This window comes from Mucilaginibacter sp. NFR10 (assembly GCF_900100445.1).
GTDB lineage: Bacteria > Bacteroidota > Bacteroidia > Sphingobacteriales > Sphingobacteriaceae > Mucilaginibacter > Mucilaginibacter rubeus.
In genome coordinates, this window is record NZ_FMTV01000001.1 from 1,076,742 (window position 1) to 1,099,656 (window position 22,915).

The window sequence follows — 22,915 nt, forward strand, 5'->3', positions numbered from 1 at the left end:
TTTTTAGTTAAGGTTAAAGTTTATATGCTATCGGTAACTCCTGAGCGTATCAATTGACTTTTTTATGACTTTTTTAATTACAAATTAAGAAACAGCTCTTGTCATCACTTGTTCAAATCATACATCTCATTATTATAAATTAGCTATGAAAGCAATCCTGGTAGTTCACAATCTCAAAAAAGAAAGCAATTATGCACTTACTTACGCCGGTAATTTAGGTGATAAATTAAAAACCAAAGTAATTGTTATGAACACGGTACCGGAGCCGATGAGTGTTCAGTTATCTGATACTACCAAGCAGGATATATTTGATAATGAGGAATTCAGTTTTAAAGATCAAAATAAAGGCATCGAAAAGATAGTTTTCCTTAACTATCTGGATACTTTGGGGATGTCGCTCCACGCAATTATAGCTAAATATGATATAGGTTTAATTATCAAAGGGGTTGGCGGAACTGCAAAAGAAATTAATGAACAGCTTGTGCCTGTTTTAAATCATTCATGCTGCCCCTTACTGGCCGTTCCGGAAGGTGCCTCATTCAATATTACGAATATGGGATACCTTGCCGATCTTCGTTATGCCAAAAAGGATATCGTAAGCCTTTTAAGTAAAATGAGTGAAGCAATGGATGTAAAGGCATCACTTTTTAATATAACTGAATCGGGATTACCCCATATGCATAATGATTATGCTGATGCTGTGTTCAGGCAATTGTTCTCCGGTTCAAGGCTGAACCTGGTGAATATCAAGGAGCGGGATATCATGAAAACCGTTGATGTACTGGCCAATATAATGCGGGTTGATTTTTTTGTATTGAGCAACCGCAGCTCACAATTAAATGGGTTATGGGATTGGGAGAATATGGAGAATGAAGAACATGCCCATCTACCGGCGCTTATCTTTCCATGCTGAAAATAGCGTAAATATAAAGGGAAGATACTGTGATCGATCTTCCCTTTATATATTCAATTTGGTCTTTTATAAAACGTAAACACCATTTGCTTTCAGAACTTTGCTGAAAAACAACAAATGCCCCGGCAAGGCGTTTTGCCAAAACTCCCAGGTATGGCCTCCTGGTTGTTCGGAATAATCATGTGGAGTATGGTTATAAACCAATCTGCGGTGTAATTCACGGTTGGGCTCAAGCAAAAAGTCATCAACTCCTATATTAATAACCAATGGCAGCCCGTTTTTACGGATCTGATCTGCCATGTTCACAACAGAATATTGCAGATAAGTATCGGGCGTCATAGGCCCCCAAATCTTATCAAGCATTTTGCTAAGCATCTCAAACCTGTCGGGCGGAAGTTTCCAGGTTGTCATGTTGGGGTCAAGGGCTCCGCTCATGCTCCCTGCTGCTGCGAAAAGGTCAGGATGTTTGGTCGAGAGATACAACGAACCAAAGCCCCCCATGGATAAACCTGTGATAAGCCTGCCTTTTTTATCATTGATAGTGCGGTATTTGCTATCGATAAAAGGGATCACCTCTTTAATAATATAAGTTTCAAACTTGCTGTTAGGATCAATCGGGCTATCAACATAGTAGCTGAAGATTTCACCTTCCGGCATTACAATAATGATATTATACTGATCGGAGAGATCTTTCACCAGTGATTTATCCGGTGTTTTCGACAGCCAGTCGTCAAAATGGCCGTAGCCGCCATGCAGAAGATAGAGTACCGGGAAACTGGCTTTACTTTTTGCATATGCCTTCGGAAAGACAATCGCCGCTTTGTAAGTTTTGTTCATAGCTGCGCTGGGGATTTGTACCGTGTCAACTTTGGCAGCAAATACCCATACGCAGCAAAACAACAGCGTAAATGTTAGAACTATTCTTTTCATATACTTAGGGTTTAGGGGCAGCTGCTACTATTTTTAATAATTCATCATCAGGGTGGTTTTTAACTACGCATTGGTTGTCCAATATCATTGTTGCACCATTTTCGGCAGTATATGCCGGCCAGTTAGGTAATGATGGCGTATTCGGGTTGCCGGTTTTGGAAAAATTTATCCATGCGCTGCTTATTTTATCGGCAAGGGCATATGCTTCCTTACCGCCGCCGGTCATTTCCTGGCAACGGGCTATGTTATTAAACTGAAAAGCAATATCCATACAGTGCATGGCTTTATACATACCTCCATTTACGGGCGATTGCCAGGTAAACAGGTACATATACACCGGGGCCGCGCCACTAACAGCCTTTTCATTGGCCTGTTTAATGGCTAATGAGCGGAAGTTAAATTCAATGTCGGTATATTCTGATGGTTTTGAGATTGTTGGATACGCTTTTTGAGCAGCAGCGATATAAGCGTCGGTTTTATCGCCGTATTTCTTTTGCAGGGCAGTCTTTAACTCATCCATTGTTTGGCTTTTGGGGCCGGGAACAAATGGAGCAAACTCGTTTTTGGTAGTGCCTACCAGCAGCGGAACATTTTTAGACAATGCCTTGGCGGCAGCATCAGAGGGCTGATAAGGCAGAAAATCGCCGTCTAAAGCAGGGCCCCAGCCGTTCATGGTTCTGCCTTCTTTCTTTAAATCGGCTGAAACCTTGCGCATTGCTTTTTTACCCGCTTCGTTCAGTACATCATAAGGCAGTTTTTGAAGAGAATCAACCTGTGAAGGCTGCAGGTGAAGTTCTTCCAATAATGCAGCGGCAATTTTTTGGGTAACCGGTTTTTCATTAAAATTGGTGATATAGCTGCCGCTTTCAACAATGGCATTTTTAAATAAACCTTTTACTGATGGCGCGTTCATTAAACAGGTAACCTTGCCGCCGCCGCCCGACTGCCCAAAGATGGTCACATTATCAGGATCGCCGCCAAACTGGGTTATATTTTGTTTTACCCATTCCAGGGCCAATTTCAAATCGAGCAGGCCCGCGTTTGCAGAGCCCTTATATTTATCACCATAGGCTGAAAGATCAAGAAAGCCCAAAATGTTTAACCGGTGATTTACCGACACCAGTACCACATCTCCCTTTTTAGCCAGGTTTTCACCATCATACGATGGAAGCTCAATTGATGAACCGGCAGTAAAGCCGCCACCATGCAGCCAAACCATTACCGGGCGTTTTTTGCCATCGTTCAGTTTCTGTGTCCATACATTGAGCGACTGGCAGTGTTCATTTGAATAACCCAGATCATGCTGAAAGGCAAATTCAAATTCGTCGTTAACAGTTGTAGTTGGATCGGTAGAACAAACCGGACCGTAAGTTTTTGAACTGCGTACATCTGTCCATGGCGCAGGTTTTTCGGGCGCCATAAACCGGTCGGCTTTGGCGTAGGGGATACCTTTAAATGTAAAAATGCCATTGTGAAGATAGCCTTTTACTTTTCCGCTTTCGGTTGATGTTACAGCCACATCGCTCCCGGCGACAACTGGTTCGTTGCTGCTTTGGCAAAACGCCGTTACGGGTAAAAAGCAAATGAGTAAAAGCAGCATGAGGGTACTGTTTTTTTTCATGATTGTATTTGGTTAAATTGGTTTAAACTTCGTGATCCGAAACTGGCTTCCGGAATTGAAAGATAGCTAATTACCAATAATTGGCGAGGATCTTTATCCACTGGTAATAGCTATTGTGTAAATATAACACAATGGATTAGCCAAATACAACTATATCATACTTTTTACTTTAAAAAAATTTCAGCTGAAAACGTAGTTAATTTAATATAATTATAATCCATAGCTATCCTTATACCGCTGCATCGAAGTTTCAAATATTTCCATCGCGTTGCCCTCGATATCCTGGTTTTCAAATGCTCCATACACAGTATCAAAATTAAGCATGGATGCTTTTTGATATGCTTTGACAAATTCTTCCTTGGCGAGTAATATAATATTAGGATAGCTGTACATAATAGCCATATGCCGTTTGCTTCTGGCTATATTAAATGTATCACCACAAAGCATAGTTCCATTAGGTGTAAAGCCTGCAATGTGCAACACACAGCTGCCCGCAAAATGACCACCGATATGTACTACGCTTATGCCATCCCAAAGTTGTGTGGTGTTACCACCCCATAAGTAGATATACGGAGAATTAAAAGGTATCCATTCGGCGTCATTTTGGTGTATATAGATTGGGCAGCCAAATTCGGCGGCCCAGTCATTCATATTACTATAATAATGCGGATGTGAAAACGCGATAGCTTTTAATCCGCCTTTAGCCCGGATAAATTCAATTGTAGCATCATCCAGGTACGGAATACAATCCCACAAAATGTTACCTCCCGGAGAGATAAGGAGCAGGGCCCTTTGGGCAATTGCAAAGTCTGGTTGTATTTTGAGTGCATACAGATGTTTATTTAACTGTGTTATTTTGATGGTGCGGTTCTTAAGTTCGGCTGGCGTATTCCATTGCTGTCCACTCTCCGAAACGTATTGTCGATCATCGGTACAAATTGGACAAAATTGGGGTGTTACCGGCCCGGCTAAAAGCTGGGTGCCGCATGTGCTACATATGATGGTTTTATTCATTGTTTTATAAAGTGTTATTTAGGGAGATGATTTTAGATCCGGTAAGCTATTTTAGCCAATGCTTTGATCTGTTCCAAATCGGAAGCAGGGTTGAGGTGGTTGCAGTTACCTGTTTGTTCAACTGTTTCGGTCACAGGTTTTTTAAACGTAAGCTTCCCATACTTTGAAAGATTTACAAGCAATACGCTGAGCAAGATCACAATTAACCCCAAAAACTGCATTAACGAAATACTTTCATGTGCAAAGCAAACCCCAAGTAATACGGCGATAACCGGATTTACATACGAATGGGTGCTCACCTGCGTTGCAGGCCTTACCTGCAGCAGCCATACATAAGCGCTGAATGCCCCAATTGATCCGAATATGATAAGGTAAACGATAGCCATCCATGACTGAGCCGGAACAGTAGCGAGATCAAATCCGTTAAACTCCTGGTGAATAATGGCAGCCGGTACAAAAGCCAAACCGGCAATGATCATTTGCCAGGAAGTATTTACCCTTGCCGGAGCTGTACCGCCCCGCTTTTTTGAATATAATGATCCTGCCGACCATGCGACAGGACCAGCCAGTAACAATAGTAATCCTGTTAATTTTGCATGGTCCATAGTACCGGTAACTGATTTTAGGAAGGCTTCACCAAAAAGGAGCAGGATTCCTGCAAAGCCGATGATGAGGCCGAATATGGTCGATTTATTTTTTAGGTTTACCCGCCAGTTAGCTTTATCTAATATGATGAACCATATCGGGTTCACGGAAACCATAATGGCAACCATGGCACTGGGGATATTGCGCTCGACCCAGATCACTATACCTGTAGCTATGAATAGGGTAAGCAGCCCGCAGATACCGGAGGTAATGATATCGCGCTTAACAAATATGTTGTCGCCCTTAATGTAGCACCAGCCAAGTAATAAAATACCCGCGGTAAAAAAACGAAATGCACCCATCAGCATGGGAGGGAAGCCCTGAATTGCCATTTGTATAAAGAAATAGGTTGACCCCCATACTATATAAACAGTAGCAAAGGCTATGATCACTAAAAGGGGGGATGCTTTTGTATTTGCTGTAATTGCCATGATTATTTTATTGGTTAAAGATGTTTGCTGATTTTAATTGGTTTGCAATGATTGGTAAGCCGTAAGCTTTTTGTTCACAATACGTGAGGCGAACCATTTATCCAAGCTCCATGAATATTGGGACGTCCCGGCCAGCAGAAAACTTGCGGCGCTCAAAGTAAACACTGAGTAACCTAAAGGCGATTCGACGCCGAAGGAAATTGCCATCGCGATAGCAAAACATAAACTAAGGATACCGCTGCCGATAGCTGCCACGCGGGTAAATAAGCCAAGGATGAGTAATATGCCAAAACCGCCTTCGCCAATGGTTGCAATAGTTGCCAGCGGATTTATGATGCCATTGGGCAGGAAACTCATTACCTGTTTGGCATAGGCAATAAAATGTTTCCAGTCGCCCCAGCTAACGTGTGCGTGACCGTTTGGGCCAAATAAGCCGAGGCGGTCGGCTACTTCCCACAGGTAGCTTACTCCAATGGCTAACCTTAGGTATATGGATGATATTTTTTGATTGAGTTGCATAAGTTTTATTTTTTTGATGATCAAAAATATCATGCTTTTGGACTATACTTGTAGTCCAGAAAATAGATTAAAGATAGTCCAGGATGATGCTCATTGAAAGTTTATTAAGTGTAGATAAAAGCAGCCAGGTGCCTGTGTATTTGCAAATTAGCAACGGTATTATCAATTATATCAGGCAGGGGACCTTAAAACCAGGCTCTGCGCTTCCTGCCAGTCGTGTGTTGGCAGCATCGTTAAACGTACATCGTAAAACAGTAGTAGCTGCTTATGACGAACTTTATGCGCAAAGCTGGGTTGATGTTATAGCGCGTAAGGGGATTTACATAGCTAAAAACCTGCCCGATGTTGCACCCCGGCCTATCGAAAAAGCTGTTCTGAAACATAGCCTGGCAAATAAGACATCGTTCAACGTTGATGACAACAGGATCAACCCTCAGCGCATGTTTGTGGAAATGCCTGATGGCAATATTACATTTACCGAAGGGTTTCCCGATACCCGCATTGCGCCTGTCGACCTGATGGTGCGCGAATACAGACGGATGGCAGGTTATCATTTTACGCATAAATACCTGATGTACGGGCTGGAGCAGGGTTCCGAAAATTTAAGGAACGAACTTGCCCGTTTTTTGGGTGAAACCCGTGGCCTGCATGTAACACCTAATGATATTTTAATAACCAAAGGCGTTCAAATGGCACTTTACCTGTGCGCACAGGTACTGATTAATAAAAATGATATTGTAATTGTAGGTAACCCAGGCTACAGTGGTGCAAATGAGGTGTTTGAGCAAGCCGGTGCCAGGTTGGAATTTGTCCCTGTGGATGACTACGGTATTGATATTAATGCTGTTGAGACTATTTGTAAAGCACAAAAGGTACGTATGCTTTATGTGGTGCCGCATCATCATCAGCCTACTACAGTAACGCTGAGTTCGGAGAGGCGTATGCGTTTACTCGAACTGGCAGCAAAATATCAGTTTGCCATTATTGAAGATGATTACGACTTTGACTTTCATTATACAAGCGGCCCTATTTTACCGCTGGCCAGTGCCGATTATTATGGCAATGTAATATATGTGGGTTCATTTTGCAAAACCATCGCGCCGGGCATTCGCATTGGCTTTATGGTTGCGCCGGCTAATTTTTTATTACAAGCCACCCGCTTACGCAGGCTGATTGACCGCCAGGGGGAGCACCTGTTAGAAGAAGCTATGGCAAGTTTATTAAAGAACGGTGACATTAGCAGGCACCTGAAAAAAGCCAATAAGCTGTATCACGAACGGCGGGATATTCTTTGCAAATTACTGCAGGAGCAATTGGGCGATTATATTTCCTTTAAAATACCATGTGGCGGTTTTGCCATATGGGTTAAATACCTCCATGATCTGGACACTGCCGTTGTTGCAGAAAAAGCTAATGAACTGGGGCTGTCTATAGGTGCGGGACATGATTATTATTATGATAAAACATTTAAACACAGCTTTGTACGAATAGGGTTTGCCTCATTAAACGAAAAAGAAATGCATGAAGCGGTAAATATCTGGAAAAAGGCCATTCTTAAATGCCTTCCAAAAGTTTAAAAGTTTGGCATAGGGGATTAAACGCCATAATAGGATGAATTTGTTAATATGATGTCATGCTTTGGCAGTTACTGTCATGCTTTTAAGTTAGATATTTTCTGCCAAAATTTGCGTTTGTCATGCCGATGACAAATTGTCGGTTAATTTTTTTAAAAAAGCTAAGACCTATAATATGTAAAAATCAGGGAATAGTTTTTTTACAAAAAAAAGTTTGGCGATGAGTTTTTATAGCCGCAAAGCAGGCTAAGAAATTAATGAGCGAAATAATTTTCTCCAAAAATAAATTTGTGCTTGTTTGTCCGCTTTTTTTTAAATAATTCGGCAAAAAACAATTTTTCGGCTTTTTTTGCCTCGATTTAAGCCCATTTTTTTTCGTTATGCGCAAAACTCTGGGTTAAATTTAATAAACACCAGTTTTTGAAGGTAGTTTCAAAGAAAAAATCCATTTTGAAAATGACTTTTTTGGGCTTAAAGCATTGATTTATAGGGCTGATTTTTTAATGGCATGTTTTTAGCCGAACTGGTGGCAGGAATGATACAATTGTTCTTGCATCCCTGCCACAGCATGCCTGTAGGAACGGTTGTATTTCCTGAAAACATTGTTAGTTCAGTAATCAAAACATTAAAAAATTAAAGTTATGTTAACCGTATTAGAAGTTGCCCTTTTCTTAGCTGTTATTATCGTTCCATTAATCCCTGCAAGAAAAACTGCAAAATAATTGGACATTAAAACCAGTTAATGAATGGGCGGCCTTTGGTTGCCCATTTTCGTTTTTATACCATTTGTGATCGGTCGTACGCATTGCTAACCAATCCGCTCCGGGTTTTTTTCCGTCGCTTCCGAAACCTCCTTCTTTCCCAATTTGCTGAATTTTTTATTTATATATAATGTTACCTGTGGTAGTAGTGATGTAGTGCTGTAATAAAAGCATCAGATCATGCTATCGGATAGATTTGTGCATCAATGATCCATTGGATTTATACCAGTGCTTTATAAACGAGGTTGGCATTTGGCATGCACGGCGATAATATTTTATATACCGCAAGCCATAATTCACTATTTTCCAGAAAAATTAAATGAAAACTCTTAAATAAGCATGCAGCAATTACCCAAACGCCTTTTATCAATAGATGTATTGCGTGCGATTACTATGCTCCTGATGATATTTGTTAACGATGCGGGCGGTGTACAGCATATTCCCGAATGGATAGACCACGCCAAAGGTCTTGAAGACAGGATGGGTTTTGCTGATACTATTTTCCCGGCGTTTTTGTTCATTGTGGGCTTGTCGTTACCATTTGCCATTAATAACAGGATCAAAAAGAGTGATAGTACGAGACATGTGTTATTTTATATCCTGGTGCGCAGTGCGGCGCTGCTCATTATGGGTTTTTACCATGTAAACCTTGAAGAATATAATTCATCGGCGGCATTAATTCCGAAGGCTGCATGGGCACTGGTTATTACTATGGCATTCTTCCTGATCTGGCTTGACTATCCGGAATCTATGGCAAAGACTAAAAGATATGCCTTGCAGACATTGGGAATTGCTATGCTGATTGGCATGGCGGTGATTTATAAAGGTGGCGAAGATGGCGAGGTACGGGGTATGGAGCCTTCATGGTGGGGGATATTGGGTTTGATAGGATGGGCATATTTGGTTTGTGCTTTGATATTTTTCGTGGTTAAAGGCAAATTGAACGGCATTATCGTAGCATGGATAATGCTTGCCGCCATTAACATTTTGGCACACTCTATATTAAAGATAGAGGTGTTGCACGACGAAACGATGGTAGCCATCGCAGGAAAAGATGTTACAGGCAGTTTCCTCGGCAATGCTATTATCTTTTTAAAACCGTTTTGGATAATCAACGATGCGTCAACCATGACTTTAACTATGGGAGGCGCGGTGATATCAGGGATCTACGCCAAATTGGTTGAGCAGGGTAAAACGCAACATATTTGGGGTACACTGATTGTCGTCGGTATCTTGTTCCTGGTAGCGGGTTTTGCTTTAAGGCCTTATACCGAAGGTATTTCCAAGATCCGTTCAACACCTGCATGGGTATTCATTTGTTCCGGAATTACCACGTTAGCTTTTTTGATGCTGATATACATGGTAGATGTTAAAGGAAAAATAAATGCCTTTAACTGGATCAAACCGGCAGGTACCAGCACACTAACCTGCTATCTGATCCCGTATTTTCAGGTGTTTACACTGGAACTGTTCCAAATTAACTATCCCGGCGTTATCAATAACGGATTTCCGGGACTATTGCGCTCTTTTCTGACGGCTGTGATCATCGTTTTATTTGTTGGATTACTTGAAAAGAAAAGATTGCGCTTAAAAATTTAATTATTATACATACCTAAAATGTCATGGCAACAATTTCATCATTATTGTAACCATGGCTAGTGAAATATGCCGGGAGATGTTGGTGAAAAAATGAGCGCTTACTCGATACGGCTATCAGACACTTGGATTAAAAGAACTTTAAAAGCATCTTCAAAAGAGGCCCCCTGAAATCAAGCGGCCTCTTTTAGGTTTAGGTTGATTATAATAAAAGCTACTAATTATAATTGCGTTCTTTGGCATAATCGGCAATCAATGCGCCCGCATTGGCGTCAGGCAAAACCTCGCAATTAGGATGTAGCTATACTAATGACGTAGGGATGTCCGTACTTACACGGCCTGGAATAGCCTGTTTAACAATTTTAACTTTACGGCAGTCTCGTAGACTATATTTCATGTTGGATTTATATAAGAGATGAAATTTTATATTCTGCAATTATCAGCCAAACTTTACTCAATTGCTATTTTGAAGCCACTACAATACCACTACTATTATGTTATCGATAAAGTGCTACGTGGTCATTAGCCCAAAGTCGTAGTTTCTAAGCACAGAATTTTAAAAACGACTTTATACTCCTCACTTAGCATTTGACGGGCAATCGGCGAAGGTAAGTTTGTAACAAATTGAGGTGTTTAATCGCGGTAGTGCTAATGTAGTGGCACAAAAATATCCAGCCGAAACTTAATCTTTTAGCTTTGACCAACATTGCAAAACCATTATGCTTAAACCGCAGGGCAATTTCTTAACTTTATATATGAGTCTGAAAAAACACATCAATGTCCTGTTTAAGGCCACTGCCTTGTTTTGGTTCGGTCTGCCGATTTTTGTACAGGCACAAAATATTAAAGTGGTAACCAATCACGTTGGTTATGAAGATAACAAGGCAAAACATGCCGTTATAGTTGCCGACAACCGTCTTACATTTACATCATTTAACCTCATTGATGCAGATAAGGGTAAAGCTGTATTTACCGGAAAGATCTCTTACAGCGGCCCGGTTGGCAAATGGAAAAAATTTGAGTTTTGGACGCTTGATTTCAGCAGTTTTACCGTGCCGGGGACTTATAAAATTCAATTCGCTTCACCTAAAGGAATAATTTCATCATACCCTTTTACCATTGGCAAAAATGTGCTTGAAAAAGCAACTATATCCGATGTAGTATATTATTTTAAAGGGCAGCGCAGTTCGGGCCTGCTGGATAAGGCCGATCATCATCTGGTATTACCGGGCACAACGGATACTATTGACGCGCACGGCGGTTGGTATGATGCCACCGGCGATTATGGCAAGCATTTGTCGCATTTATCATTTTCCAATTATTTTAATCCGCAGCAGATCTGTTTAACAGCCTTTAGCCTGTTTAAAACATATGAGCTGCTAAACGCCCGCCCGGGAACTGATTTCCGCCAGTTTAACCGCAGGATTTTAGACGAAGCCATGTATGGCGCTGATTATTTAGTGCGGATGCAGGCTAAAAATGGCTCATTTTATCGCTCTGTGTCATCGCCCGGCCCCGGGAAATTGCCTAAGGATAGAGTGATCCAGGCAGATGAAGGCAATTACCGGATTAAACAAACCAAAGACCAGTCGTTTACCAAAACCACCGGGGGCAAAAACTGGCGTGCTTATCAGGTCAGTTACCGATCGGGCGGGGGGATTGCTATTGCGGCGCTGGCTATGGCTTCGGCTTATCAAGCGTCGGGTGAGTTTAGTAACGCCGATTATCTGAAAGCTGCCGAAAATGCCTTTGCTTTTCTGGAAAAGGAAAACCCGCAAATGGACTATGATAAAAAAGAAAATATCCTTGATGATTATTGTGCGCTGAGTGCCGCTACCGAATTATACAAAGCAACTCACAAGGATATATATAAAGCTGCTACAGAAAAGCGTGCTAACAACCTGCTTAACCGCCTAACCTCATGGAATAAATACCAAAATTTTTGGCGCGCCGATGATAAGGACAGGCCTTTTTTTCATTCATCAGATGGCGGCTTGCCTGTAGTAAGCCTGCTGTATTACTATCCTTATGCGTCCACAGATCTGCAGGCAAAGATCAAAACAGCGGTAAGAAAATCAATGGAATTTGAATTGGCTATTACCCACGAAGTGAACAATCCCTTTGGTTACAGCCGCGAACTGGTGCAGGATACATTGGGCAACCGGCACAGCGCTTTCTTTTTTCCGCATGGCAGCGATGCTTCGCCCTGGTGGCAGGGCGAAAACGCGAGATTAGGTTCAGTAGCCACTGCTGCACGAATGGCTGCCAGCCTGTTTAAAGATGATAAGACTTTCCATGACCAGCTCTCCGGCTTTGCGATAGATCAGTTGAACTGGATCCTGGGCCTGAACCCCTTTGATGCCAGTATGCTGCAGGGCACAGGACATAACAATCCGGCGTATGGCTTTTTTGGCACGTTTGAATATACCAACGCGCCGGGCGGCATTGTGAATGGCATTACTTCAGGGTTTGATAATGAGGATGATATTGATTTCAATATCCCTTATGCAGTGTCAGGTAAAGATTCCGACTGGCGCTGGGCCGAGCAATGGCTTCCACACACGGCCTGGTACCTGCTGGCAGTATCAACGAGTGATTAATTGTAAACCATATCTACTATGAAGGAGTTTAAGATCAGTTTGTGTTTCATCTTCGGGTTACTGTTGGTTTTGCCGATGTTTTCTTTTGCCTTTGATGAACATAAAACACTGGCGATAGGAGCAGCGGCGCCCGATTTTAGTCTGCCCGGTATTGATGGCAAAACTTACACTTTGCAATCGTTCAGAAATGCTAAAGTGTTAGTTGTGGTTTTTATGTGCAACCATTGCCCTACCTCGCAGGCTTATGAAGACAAGGTAATAAAACTAACCAGCGACTATGCACCAAAGGGAGTTGGTGTGGTAGCAATCAATCCTAATAATCCTGCCTCATTGCGCTATGATGAATTGGGCTACAGTGATTTAGGCGATTCATTTGAAGAGATGAAAATACGTGCGAAAGATAAAGGCTTTAACTTCCCATACCTGTATGATGGCGAAACCGAAGTAGCTTCCAATAAATATGGCCCGGTTGCTACCCCTCATATTTTTGTTTTTGATAAAGACAGAAAGCTGCGTTACAATGGCCGAATAGATGATGTGGAAAACCCTGCCAAAACACCCAAATCATTGGATGCTCGTAACGCTATTGATGCGGTACTTGGAGGCAAAGAAATAGCAGTACCGGTTACCAAAACCTTTGGCTGCTCGGTTAAATGGGCCGAAAAAAAGGACTGGATAGATAAGGCGCAAATTCAATGGGCAAAGGAGGCGGTAAAACTTGATACCATTAACGCCAGCGGAATTGCAACAGTGGTAAAAAATCATTCGGATAGGTTAAGGCTTATCAACCTTTGGGCTACCTGGTGCGGCCCCTGCGTTGCGGAGTTTGACGATCTGGTTACCCTAAACAGGCTTTACCGCGACAGGGGACTGGAATTTGTAAGCATCAGCGCTGATGACCCGGCTAATAAAGATAAAGCTCTGAAGTTTTTACAACGCAAGCAGTCATCAGGTATCAACTACATTTATACAGGCGATGACAAATATAAAATGATAGAGGCAGTAGATCCTAAATGGGATGGAGCTTTACCTTATACCATGCTGATTGACCCGGATGGGAAGGTTGTATACAGCCATCAGGGCGCTATCGATCTGGAGGAAGTTAAGAAAGTGATCTGGAATAACCCGATGATGGGCAGGATCTATAAATAAATCATCAATGCAGAAATTATCGATATGAAAAAAATAGCCCTGATCTTCAATTTTTGCCTGTTAACCGTTATCAGCGCGTGGGCACAAAAGGCCCCGCGTTTTAAAGTAATAGCCCTGTATGAAAACGGGGGACATCATATTAAGTATTCAAAAGTGGCAAAAGTATGGCTGGATAAGCTGGCTGCTGACAGTAATTTTTCTGTCGATTATATTCAAAGTACTGATAGAATTGATGATGCTTTTTTATCTAATTATCAGTTAATTATCCAGTTGGACTACCCGCCGTATGCCTGGAAAAAAAAAGCCGTAAAAGCCTTTGAAAAATACATTGATGAAGGCAACGGAGGCTGGATAGGTTTTCACCACGCAACCCTGCTGGGCGAGTTTGATGGCTACCCGATGTGGAACTGGTTCTGGAATTTTATGGGGGGGATCCGCTATAAAAACTACATAGCTACATTTGCCAAAGGTACTGTCAATATTGAAGATCAAAACCATCCGGTAATGAGGGGTGTATCACCAGCTTTCCTGGTTCAGAAGGAAGAGTGGTACACTTATGACAAAGATCCAAGGCCTAATGTACATGTGCTGGCCTCGGTAGATGAATCAACCTATGAACCTAAAGACGGTATTACCATGGGTGACCATCCTGTTGTGTGGACTAACCTCAGGAAAAAAGCCCGTAACGTTTACATCTTTATGGGACACTCGCCTGTGCTTTTTGATAGTAGGGATTATACCAGGCTTTTCAGCAATGCGATATTCTGGGCCGCCGGAAAATAAATACGGAGTTAGCCGGGATTGAATAAAAGCATTTTTAAAACAAGATGCCTATGGGGCAGCACTTTGTTCGATGTTTGATAGTAGCTGGAAAGTAGTGAAATCTGGAAGCAATTTTACCCGGATTGTTTAGTAACCTCCATCAAAAAGTCGTATAGATTAGTTTCGGTACTTAATTGCAGTTTTTTGCGTACCCGATAACGGCTGATTTCCACGCCTTTAAGCGAAATATTAAGTAACTGCGCTATCTCCTTCGACGAAAGGTTTAACCGCAGGTAAGCACACAGCTTCAAATCGGTTGAGCTTAAACCGGGGAATTTGGCTTTCATGGTGGCTAAAAAGTTATTATGCACCTGATCAAAATATATAGAAAAGTTGTCCCAGTCATCATCACTTTTCCCGGTATCGCTTAATAATTTAAACACACTCCTGAATTGGTATGATGCATCAGGGATGTTAAGTTTTTTGATTAATACCATCAGCTCGTCCTTAATATTGAGCAATAGTTTTCCCCTGTCAACCATTTGCATGGTTAAGGTAGCCAGCTCCTTATTTTTATAAGATAGTTCGGCTTCAAGTTTTTCGTTTTTAAGAGCTATGATCTCTTTATCATTCCTGTCAAGTTCAAGACTATGGAGGTAGCTTAATCTTTTTTGCTCCTCTTCATGGCGTTGCTGATGCAAAGCGAAACGTTTTTGCTGCGCCTTTATGCCGATATACACAGTACAGGCAATGATCAGGAAATAAGCCAGGTAGGCCCAAACAGTTTGATACCATGCCGGCTCAACAATAAAAGTATAATTGACAGGAGCAGATGCTGTGCCCAAATTATTACGGGCCTTTACCGAAAAGGTGTATTTGCCATAAGGAAGGTTGGTATAGTCCTTCTCTGTTTTAACCGACCATTGCGACCAATCTTTATCAAAACCTATCAATTTATAGCTAAACTCCTGATTGCTTTTTTGTGCGAACAGGGTGGAGGTATATTCAAAATGAAAGGAATTCCAGTGGTTGGACAGCGAGGCAATAAGTTGCGTGTTTTGTGCTGATTCGATCCGGTTGTTTTTAACAAAATATCCCCCGAAAATAAGGCTGTCTTTTTCAGCTATAGCTTTTACTGTAGTAAGCAACACCTTGAGTTTGTTCTCCGATGAAATGTATTGGCGATAATTTAAATGGAAAACACCATTGTTTGAGCCGATAAAGATGTTCTCCATATCGTGCGGATAAATATACTCTGCCCCCTTTACCGTTTGCCCGGCCAGTTCAGGGAAATAGATCACCTTATAAGATGCGTTAGATGATCTTTTGCCAAAATCAATTACTCCAACCCGCTGGTTGCTGATAAACCAGATATTGCCTTGGCCATCTTCTGTAAGGAACTCGATTTTTGCTTTGCCAAATATAGGGTTGTAAAAAACAGACCGGGCAAAGTCACCCTCGGTGACATTATATTCATAAGCACCTTTTTCGGTGGCAGCTATTACTTTGTTTTTAATAAAATATACATGATTATTCAGCGCCGATGGCAAACCACTTTTTTTAGTATATTGCGTATAACTAACTATCTTTTTTCTATCAGCGGATAGCTGCACTTTAAAAATACCCCTGTAGGGGTGCGTTGCCCACACAAAATTGCTCTTATCTACCGCGAGGTTTCCTAATGATTCATAAATACCATTTATTTTTCCTTCAAAGCTAAATCCGGCACCATTGTATTTTAAGAGCTGAAAGCCGGTGTAAGTCCCCGCTATCACATCCTGCGAAGCAGGGAAAGCTTTCATCATCCACGCCCCCGGGCCGGGAGTAATCAGTTTAGCCTGGTTATCGTCTACCTGTAAAACACCATCCTGATGACCGGCCAATAAATGCCCGTTAATTTGCGTTAGGCTTAAAACCTGTCCTTTAGTGTTTGGCACTTCTGTAAAAGCACCTGTGGCCGTGCTGATATCTTTTTGCTGCGCGCCTATCGATACAGTATATAAGCCATTTGATGTTCCGATATACAACTTGTTGTTAAAAATGCTTACCGAATTACTTTTTACCAGGTTTTCGCGATTAGGATAAATATTTTTAACGGACGTGTTATAATTGATAAAATCGAGCCCGTTTTCCAGTCCAAGCCATAAATTATGATCTTTGTCTAACAATATACCATGCACATTATTGTTTTGTAACCCCTGATTGTTGGAGAACTGGTCTATCGGCTTGCCTTTGCCATCAATAATAATCAGCCCTTTTGCTGATGTGCCAACGGCGTACCTGTCGGCACCAATTTTTTGAATGAAGTTTATCAGGTCCGTGAACAGGACGCCATCAATAGCCGTAGTTTTTTTTACCAGTGATGAGCCAGTCATGATAAAGAGGCCATTTTTGCGGGTACTTACCAGTAAGGTATCTTTATTAAACTCAGTGATGCCGGTGACACTCAGCGCCGTTGTGGGTTGTTGAACGAAGACTTGCCAGCGCGAATCTTTAAAAATAACCAGTCCGATAGCTTTATCATAAGCAAACAATTTACCGCCGGCCCGGTTTAGCAGCATCCAGCCACCGGGTGCATCAAATGTGTGCATGGTGTTGTTTTTTAACTCAAAGATGCACTCAATGGTTCTGAAAAATACCTCGTTATTATGGATAACAATATCCCAGATATCGGCGAACTGCCTTGCTTTTTTGGGCAGGAGTTGTTTAAGCGAATGGAATTTGAGGATGCCTGAATTGTTCGGAAAAAAGTAACCTACTTCATCCTGTCCGCCAACATAAATACGCCCCCAGGCATCAATTGCTATAGATTTTATGGCACTTTTGTTAGGAAGCGGATATGTTTTCCAATAACTCCCATCGAATGTCAGCAGGCCTTCGTCATTGGCAAAATAAAGGATCCCATTCTTATCTTGTTTAATATTCCAAATCTCGCTCCCTGCATTATATTCATTATGTGTGTAGTTTTTAATAGCGGGTGTCCCAATGGTAGTTTGAGCAGAAGATGCGCAGATCGACATGCGCAGAACAATAATAAATAGAATGTTTTTTTTCATTAACGATTTCCTGGCAAGGGTTTAAAACCCATTGATAATTAGTATTACCCGGCAAATGTGGGCCTAATTAAGAGCCGTAAATTAATCAACATTTTACATATAGTATGTAGTTCGCTAATATTGCTAAGCGAAAAAAACGCATATGTGGTAAACCTGCAATAGATTGCGTAGTGGTATTGCAGAGGCAGAGACTATTTATAAAACCAAAATAGCAATGCTCCATTGTGTAGCTGTCAAATATCTGCAGCGGCATTGAATAGCATGACCTAAGCTAAATGCATAATTGCATACAATGCTGCCCCTGATATTGCAATCCAAAGCGCTACTCCCTGCAGAAGCGGCTTCAATCCAACCGATGCTAATACCCTGCGTGAAAGGCCTGCACCTATTAAAAATAAGGTAAGCGTTAAACCAGCTTTTGCTATGTTGACTATAAACGGGCTTACCAACTTTATAACGGGCACATAAGTATTAGCTATCATAGCCAATATGAACAAGCCAATAAAATAAGGAATGCTTACTTTTTTCGATCGGTTCCTGAACAGAAAGGTAGATAGAAATGCCACCGGGATGATCCACAGAGCCCGGGCCAGTTTAACAGTAGTGGCTACTTCAAGCGCGTAAGCTCCGTATTTACTTGCTGCACCCACTACTGAGCTTGTATCATGTATGGCAATCGCGCACCATAAACCAAACTGCGTTTGTGATAAATTAAGATAATGACCTATTAGCGGGAAAACAAACAAGGCTATTGAGTTGAGGATGAATACGCAACCTAATGCTACAGAAATCTGCTTTTCTTCGGCTTTAATAACGGGCGAAATGGCTGCGATGGCACTCCCGCCGCAAATAGCGGTTCCTGATGAGATTAAAAATGATGTCTTTTTTTCGATGTTTAGCCATTTGCCCATTAGTGTACCAAAGAGTAAAGTTCCGGTTATGGAAGCGATGGTAAACAGAATCCCTTCTTTGCCGGCTTGCAATGCGCTGTGCACATTCATGCCAAAGCCTAAGCCTACCACTGAAACCTCTAATAAAATATGGGTTGCCCTATGATTAAGGTGCAGATAGGGATGACCGGAACATTGCGCTACTATTAAGCCTAATAATAAAGCAACGGCCGGGCTCATGAAGGGCATTAAACATAGCACTATACAAATTGCGAATATAACCTTGCGGGCGTTTTCATTGATGTTTAATAAAAGGCCGCCGGTATTGTTTAGTTGATGTTGGGTATTCATTTTTCCTTTGTTTTAATGATACAAAGGTGTGAGGAATTACCGCTGGTTTTTTATCATAAAACGCAATCTGTGATAACTAAAAGTTATTATGAACTCTTAATAATTTAATGTGCCAAATACGCCGTTTTGATAATCGGATAATGCCTGCTCAATTTCTTCGGGTGTGTTCATCACAAAATTATCCTTAGCTGATACGGGTTCGTCAATAGGTTCTGCTGAGAGGAATAATACCTGCGAATCTTCGGTAGCCATCACTGAAATCTCTTCGTTATTTTTTTCAAATACGATTAGATTATATTGGTTGATGGTTTGTTCATTTACATTAACACAGCCATTTATAATATAAAGTAATGCCCAGTAGCCGGGTATGGCTTCAAAGTTTGCCTTTTTACCTTCGGCTATTTTTCCAACTATAGAAATAACCGGGGTGAAGTTTTTGATAGGTCCGGTTTTGCCCTCATAATCTCCGCTGGCCAAACTGAAGTCGAGGCCTTCACCAATAAGTACTTTCGGTAGTTCGCTTGCTTTGGCCGACTGGTAAAAAGGCTCATCCCACTTTTTACTTTTAGGCGCATTGATCCAAAGTTGAATAAGTTCCTGAACGCCACCCTGCTGCAGTAATTCGGCAGTGGGGCCCTCGCTGTGCATAATACCTTTGCCTGCAAACATCCATTGTACATCGCCGGCTTTGATGATCTCATCGTTACCCGCATTGTCTTTATGGTAACCTTCGCCCTGCAGCATAATAGTGTAAGGGCTAAAGCCTCGATGCGGGTGTGGATGGATGCGCAAGGTTTGACCGGGCGTTATTATCTCCGGCCCCATGTGATGCAATACAATGAACGGGTTTGCAAACCTAAAATCTTTATGGGGCAGCGGTTGGCGAACGGTTTCTTCGGCAGGAATTTTCTTCTCACGACCGGCGAGAATATGAGTGATGACTTTTTTCATTAGGATGATGTTATCGGAATAAAAATAGTTTATTCAGCACATAATACAGCTTGCCAACAAGAAAATTACTGTTGTTTTACTTGCTCATTGTTAACCGCACCAGATACTGCTTAAATTCATCCTCCAATAACACCTCCATATCAAATTCTGCTTCTGCAACGATGGGCTCAAGTGTTTTTTCATCAACATATAGCCAACGGAACCAGTCAGTTTTTTGGCGATTGTATTCATATTGATAAAGTAGCTCACCGTAATAACCTTTTTCCGGCAGGCCATCTTCATATAAATAAGTGATATCTGATGAATCAAATAAGATTTGCCCGCCTGGCTTGAGCAGCAGTTTAATGTGTTGTAAAAACACCTTTAGGTTTGCAAGCGTTCCGGTAAGGCCAATCCCGTTCATGAGCAAAAGCAGGGTATCGTATTTACATTCGTCATAAACAAAAATGTTACCTTTGATTACTTTGTTTACTTTGCGCAGTTTCATTACATCACAGGCTAACGGGGAAATATCAAGCGCGGTGCAATCAAAGCCACGTTGCTGCAATACTAAAGCATGACTGCCTGCTCCTGCGCCAATATCCAGCACGCTTCCGCGGCATTCGTTCATGGCCAGCCATTCTATATCCGGCATGTCATCCTCATCCCTGAAGTAAACATCAATGGGCATCTCCTCTTTAGGTCCATATTGATTATTGATCCAAAGTTTATGGTTAGCTGATTTATGATAATGATCATGTATGGCCTGGCCCAGTATATCTTTCATGTGCCCAAAAGTATGAATTGAAAGTTTAATTTAGCGCCACATTAATCCCTTTGATCGACTATGTGGTTAAGTTATGGTTTGCTGGCACTTATTTTAGTAGCTGGTGTAGCATACAGTATATCGGCCCGTAAGCTAACTGTTATAGCAGCATTAACCGGTGCCGCTGTTGCCATCCTGGTATTTGCCGGTGCCTGCTTTACAGGTTTAGCCATGATGACCACCTTTTTTATCTTAGGCTCGGCGGCTACCTCAGTGCAAAGCAAAGTTAAGCAGGATTTAAATGCGGCGGAAAAAGGTGGAAGAACAGCCGGACAGGTTTTGGCCAATGCAGGTACCGCTGCCTTATGCGGAATTTTGATCTTCGTTTTTCCGGCCCAAACTCAAGTTTTACAATTGATGATTGCCGCCAGCTTCGCTTCGGCAACAGCCGACACATTGTCATCGGAGTTAGGGACGGTTTACGGAAAACGTTTCTTCAATATTATAACCCTAAAGCCGGATTTACGCGGACTTGATGGGGTGATCAGCTTAGAGGGTACTTTAATTGGCGTAATTGGCTCAGTTATCATTGCTGTTGTTTATGCCATAGGAATGGGTTGGACAGCGGACCTCATCTTGATAGTTGTTGCCGGCATATTGGGGAATGTAGCCGACTCTGTGTTAGGTGCTGTATTAGAAAGAAAAAATCTGATCAACAACAATACCGTTAATTTTTTAAATACCCTGATAGCCGCTTTGTTTATGTTGTTGTTGTACTTTGTTTTATAATTTAATCTGTAAATAAAAATGGTTCCTATCCTGATATTGATCGTTGTTGCGTTGGTGGTGTTCGTTTTCCTCAATAAAAAGAAAATGGTAAATGAAACGCCTGCTGCCACATTGAATTATAAAGCGCTTTTAGAATTGCACATTCCATATTATCAGCACCTTGATGCTGATCGAAAACTGTTGTTTGAGAGAAAGGTTGCCGGACTTTTAGCGGATATTACTATCGAGGGTGTTGGTACAACGGTAAGCGATGCTGATAAAGTAATGATAGCTGCCAGTGCCGTGATCCCGATATTTGGCTTTAACGATTGGAAATACCGTAACCTCACCAACGTGATCCTTTACCCAGATACTTTCGACAGCGAGTTTCGGTTTGAAGGAGAAAACAGGAACATTTTAGGAATGGTAGGCTCAGGATATATGAACGGGCAAATGATCCTGTCGAGAGCGGCGTTGACAAAAGGTTTTAGTAAATCGGCAGGGAAAGGGAACACGGCTATTCATGAGTTTGTACACCTGCTTGATAAATCGGACGGGGCTACTGACGGTGTGCCCGAAAGTCTGCTTGCTCATGAATATGTAATGCCGTGGCTGAAGATGATTCACCAGGAAATTCACAAAATAGAAGCGGGTCGTTCTGATATTAATCCATATGCAATAACCAATGAAGCCGAGTTTTTAGCCGTTGTTTCCGAGTACTTTTTTCAAAAGCCAAACGAGTTGAAACATAAACACCCCGAACTGTATGATATGCTAAGCACCATCTTCTTGCAGGATCTGGCTGATAATGATGTTGCCTGATCAAAAGCTCAGGCCAAGCTGCCCTAACGACTCATGCTGAACAACCGTATTGCTGATATAATAAACCGGCGTTTCCTCGTGCCTCGAAGCTACGATGATATTGATACCATCGGCACAATTGGTAAACAAATCTTTCACCAGTTTAGGGTCGTTGTTATTTTTAGATAGGTGTGAAAGCAGCAAGTGGGTCATGTGCGGTGGGCGGTGTGTTGTAAATAACCCCAGGGCCTGCTTGTTTGATAAATGTCCTTTTCCCCCGCGGATGCGTTGTTTTAAATAATAAGGGTAACCGCCTTTATCAAGCATGTTATCATCGTAATTGGCTTCCAAAAAAGCGGCGTGGCACTGGCTAAAGTAGCGGATCAGTTGGTCGCACACTATTCCCAGGTCGGTAAACACGCCTACCTTAACATTGCGACAGCTTACAATAAAGCTATGCGGCTCAGACGCATCATGCATTTTGGGGAAGGATGTTACTTCGAGGTCACCAATAACAATTGTTTGAAATGCGGTAAGGTGATGGACCTTAAAATGATCAACACCGCTAAGGTGCATCAACGTGCCGGGGGTGATGTAAACCGGCAGCTGATATTTTTTGGCTAATACCGGTATACCACGAATATGATCAGAATGTTCATGCGATACAAAAATGGCTTTTACCTTTTGCATGGACAAGCCCAGCCGGGTCATGCGTTTTTCAGTCTCGCGGCATGAAATGCCCACATCAACCAATATAGCCTCCTGGTCGTTCCCTACGTAATAGCAATTGCCATTACTTCCCGAATTTAATGATGTAATGAATAAAGACATTGCA

18 protein-coding genes are annotated in these 22,915 nt (G+C 41.9%); 8 read left to right on the forward strand and 10 right to left on the reverse strand.

What is annotated here, in order from left to right; all coding sequences use genetic code 11:
* The first annotated feature begins 145 nt into the window (after positions 1-145).
* A complete protein-coding gene (locus BLP33_RS04555; protein WP_090525297.1) occupies positions 146-913 on the forward strand; it encodes a hypothetical protein in 768 nt (255 codons plus the stop codon).
* A gap of 66 nt (positions 914-979) precedes the next feature.
* Here the strand turns inward: BLP33_RS04555 and BLP33_RS04560 are convergent, their stop codons facing one another.
* The 5 genes from BLP33_RS04560 to BLP33_RS04580 all read right to left on the reverse strand — a co-directional run bounded on the left by BLP33_RS04560 (position 980) and on the right by BLP33_RS04580 (position 6,073).
* Positions 980-1,843: an alpha/beta hydrolase gene (locus BLP33_RS04560; protein ID WP_090525299.1), complete on the reverse strand. Its 864-nt coding sequence runs from the start codon at positions 1,841-1,843 to the stop codon at positions 980-982.
* Between the two features lie 4 nt (positions 1,844-1,847).
* Positions 1,848-3,464, reverse strand: a complete 1,617-nt coding sequence (locus tag BLP33_RS04565; RefSeq protein WP_090525301.1) for a carboxylesterase/lipase family protein — start codon at positions 3,462-3,464, stop codon at positions 1,848-1,850.
* Between the two features lie 210 nt (positions 3,465-3,674).
* Positions 3,675-4,478, reverse strand: coding sequence for an MBL fold metallo-hydrolase (locus tag BLP33_RS04570; protein ID WP_090525303.1), 804 nt, complete (start codon positions 4,476-4,478; stop codon positions 3,675-3,677).
* Between the two features lie 32 nt (positions 4,479-4,510).
* Positions 4,511-5,554, reverse strand: a complete 1,044-nt coding sequence (locus BLP33_RS04575) for an EamA family transporter (protein ID WP_090525305.1) — start codon at positions 5,552-5,554, stop codon at positions 4,511-4,513.
* Between the two features lie 33 nt (positions 5,555-5,587).
* Positions 5,588-6,073, reverse strand: a complete 486-nt coding sequence (locus BLP33_RS04580; protein ID WP_175489928.1) for a DoxX family protein — start codon at positions 6,071-6,073, stop codon at positions 5,588-5,590.
* Between the two features lie 83 nt (positions 6,074-6,156).
* Between BLP33_RS04580 and BLP33_RS04585 the strand changes: the two genes are divergently transcribed.
* The 5 genes from BLP33_RS04585 (at position 6,157) to BLP33_RS04605 (ending at position 14,539) form a co-directional block, all read left to right on the forward strand.
* A complete protein-coding gene (locus BLP33_RS04585) occupies positions 6,157-7,650 on the forward strand; it encodes a MocR-like pyridoxine biosynthesis transcription factor PdxR (protein WP_090525309.1) in 1,494 nt (497 codons plus the stop codon).
* A gap of 1,097 nt (positions 7,651-8,747) precedes the next feature.
* Entirely contained in the window at positions 8,748-10,007 is a 1,260-nt protein-coding gene (locus BLP33_RS04590) for a DUF5009 domain-containing protein (protein ID WP_090525311.1), read from the forward strand.
* A 752-nt stretch (positions 10,008-10,759) separates the two neighbouring features.
* Positions 10,760-12,604: a glycoside hydrolase family 9 protein gene (locus BLP33_RS04595; RefSeq protein ID WP_090526208.1), complete on the forward strand. Its 1,845-nt coding sequence runs from the start codon at positions 10,760-10,762 to the stop codon at positions 12,602-12,604.
* 18 nt (positions 12,605-12,622) lie between these two features.
* Entirely contained in the window at positions 12,623-13,756 is a 1,134-nt protein-coding gene (locus tag BLP33_RS04600) for a redoxin family protein (RefSeq protein ID WP_090525312.1), read from the forward strand.
* A gap of 24 nt (positions 13,757-13,780) precedes the next feature.
* Positions 13,781-14,539, forward strand: a complete 759-nt coding sequence (locus BLP33_RS04605; protein WP_090525314.1) for a ThuA domain-containing protein — start codon at positions 13,781-13,783, stop codon at positions 14,537-14,539.
* Positions 14,540-14,652: 113 nt separating this feature from the next.
* On the opposite strand, the gene BLP33_RS04610 is transcribed toward BLP33_RS04605, so the two are convergent.
* From BLP33_RS04610 to BLP33_RS04625, 4 genes are all read right to left on the reverse strand, one after another.
* Positions 14,653-17,574 (reverse strand): ligand-binding sensor domain-containing protein, encoded by a 2,922-nt coding sequence (locus BLP33_RS04610; RefSeq protein ID WP_090525316.1) that lies wholly within the window; start codon positions 17,572-17,574, stop codon positions 14,653-14,655.
* A 266-nt stretch (positions 17,575-17,840) separates the two neighbouring features.
* Positions 17,841-18,815, reverse strand: a complete 975-nt coding sequence (locus BLP33_RS04615; RefSeq protein WP_090525318.1) for a YeiH family protein — start codon at positions 18,813-18,815, stop codon at positions 17,841-17,843.
* A 96-nt stretch (positions 18,816-18,911) separates the two neighbouring features.
* Positions 18,912-19,766 (reverse strand): pirin family protein, encoded by an 855-nt coding sequence (locus BLP33_RS04620; protein WP_090525320.1) that lies wholly within the window; start codon positions 19,764-19,766, stop codon positions 18,912-18,914.
* Positions 19,767-19,842: 76 nt separating this feature from the next.
* Positions 19,843-20,532, reverse strand: a complete 690-nt coding sequence (locus tag BLP33_RS04625) for a class I SAM-dependent methyltransferase (protein WP_090525322.1) — start codon at positions 20,530-20,532, stop codon at positions 19,843-19,845.
* A gap of 60 nt (positions 20,533-20,592) precedes the next feature.
* Between BLP33_RS04625 and BLP33_RS04630 the strand changes: the two genes are divergently transcribed.
* Positions 20,593-21,300, forward strand: a complete 708-nt coding sequence (locus BLP33_RS04630; protein WP_090525324.1) for a DUF92 domain-containing protein — start codon at positions 20,593-20,595, stop codon at positions 21,298-21,300.
* Positions 21,301-21,318: 18 nt separating this feature from the next.
* Positions 21,319-22,101, forward strand: coding sequence for a M90 family metallopeptidase (locus BLP33_RS04635; RefSeq protein ID WP_090525326.1), 783 nt, complete (start codon positions 21,319-21,321; stop codon positions 22,099-22,101).
* On the opposite strand, the gene BLP33_RS04640 is transcribed toward BLP33_RS04635, so the two are convergent.
* Positions 22,102-22,911 (reverse strand): MBL fold metallo-hydrolase, encoded by an 810-nt coding sequence (locus tag BLP33_RS04640; RefSeq protein ID WP_090525328.1) that lies wholly within the window; start codon positions 22,909-22,911, stop codon positions 22,102-22,104.
* Positions 22,912-22,915 lie beyond the last annotated feature (4 nt).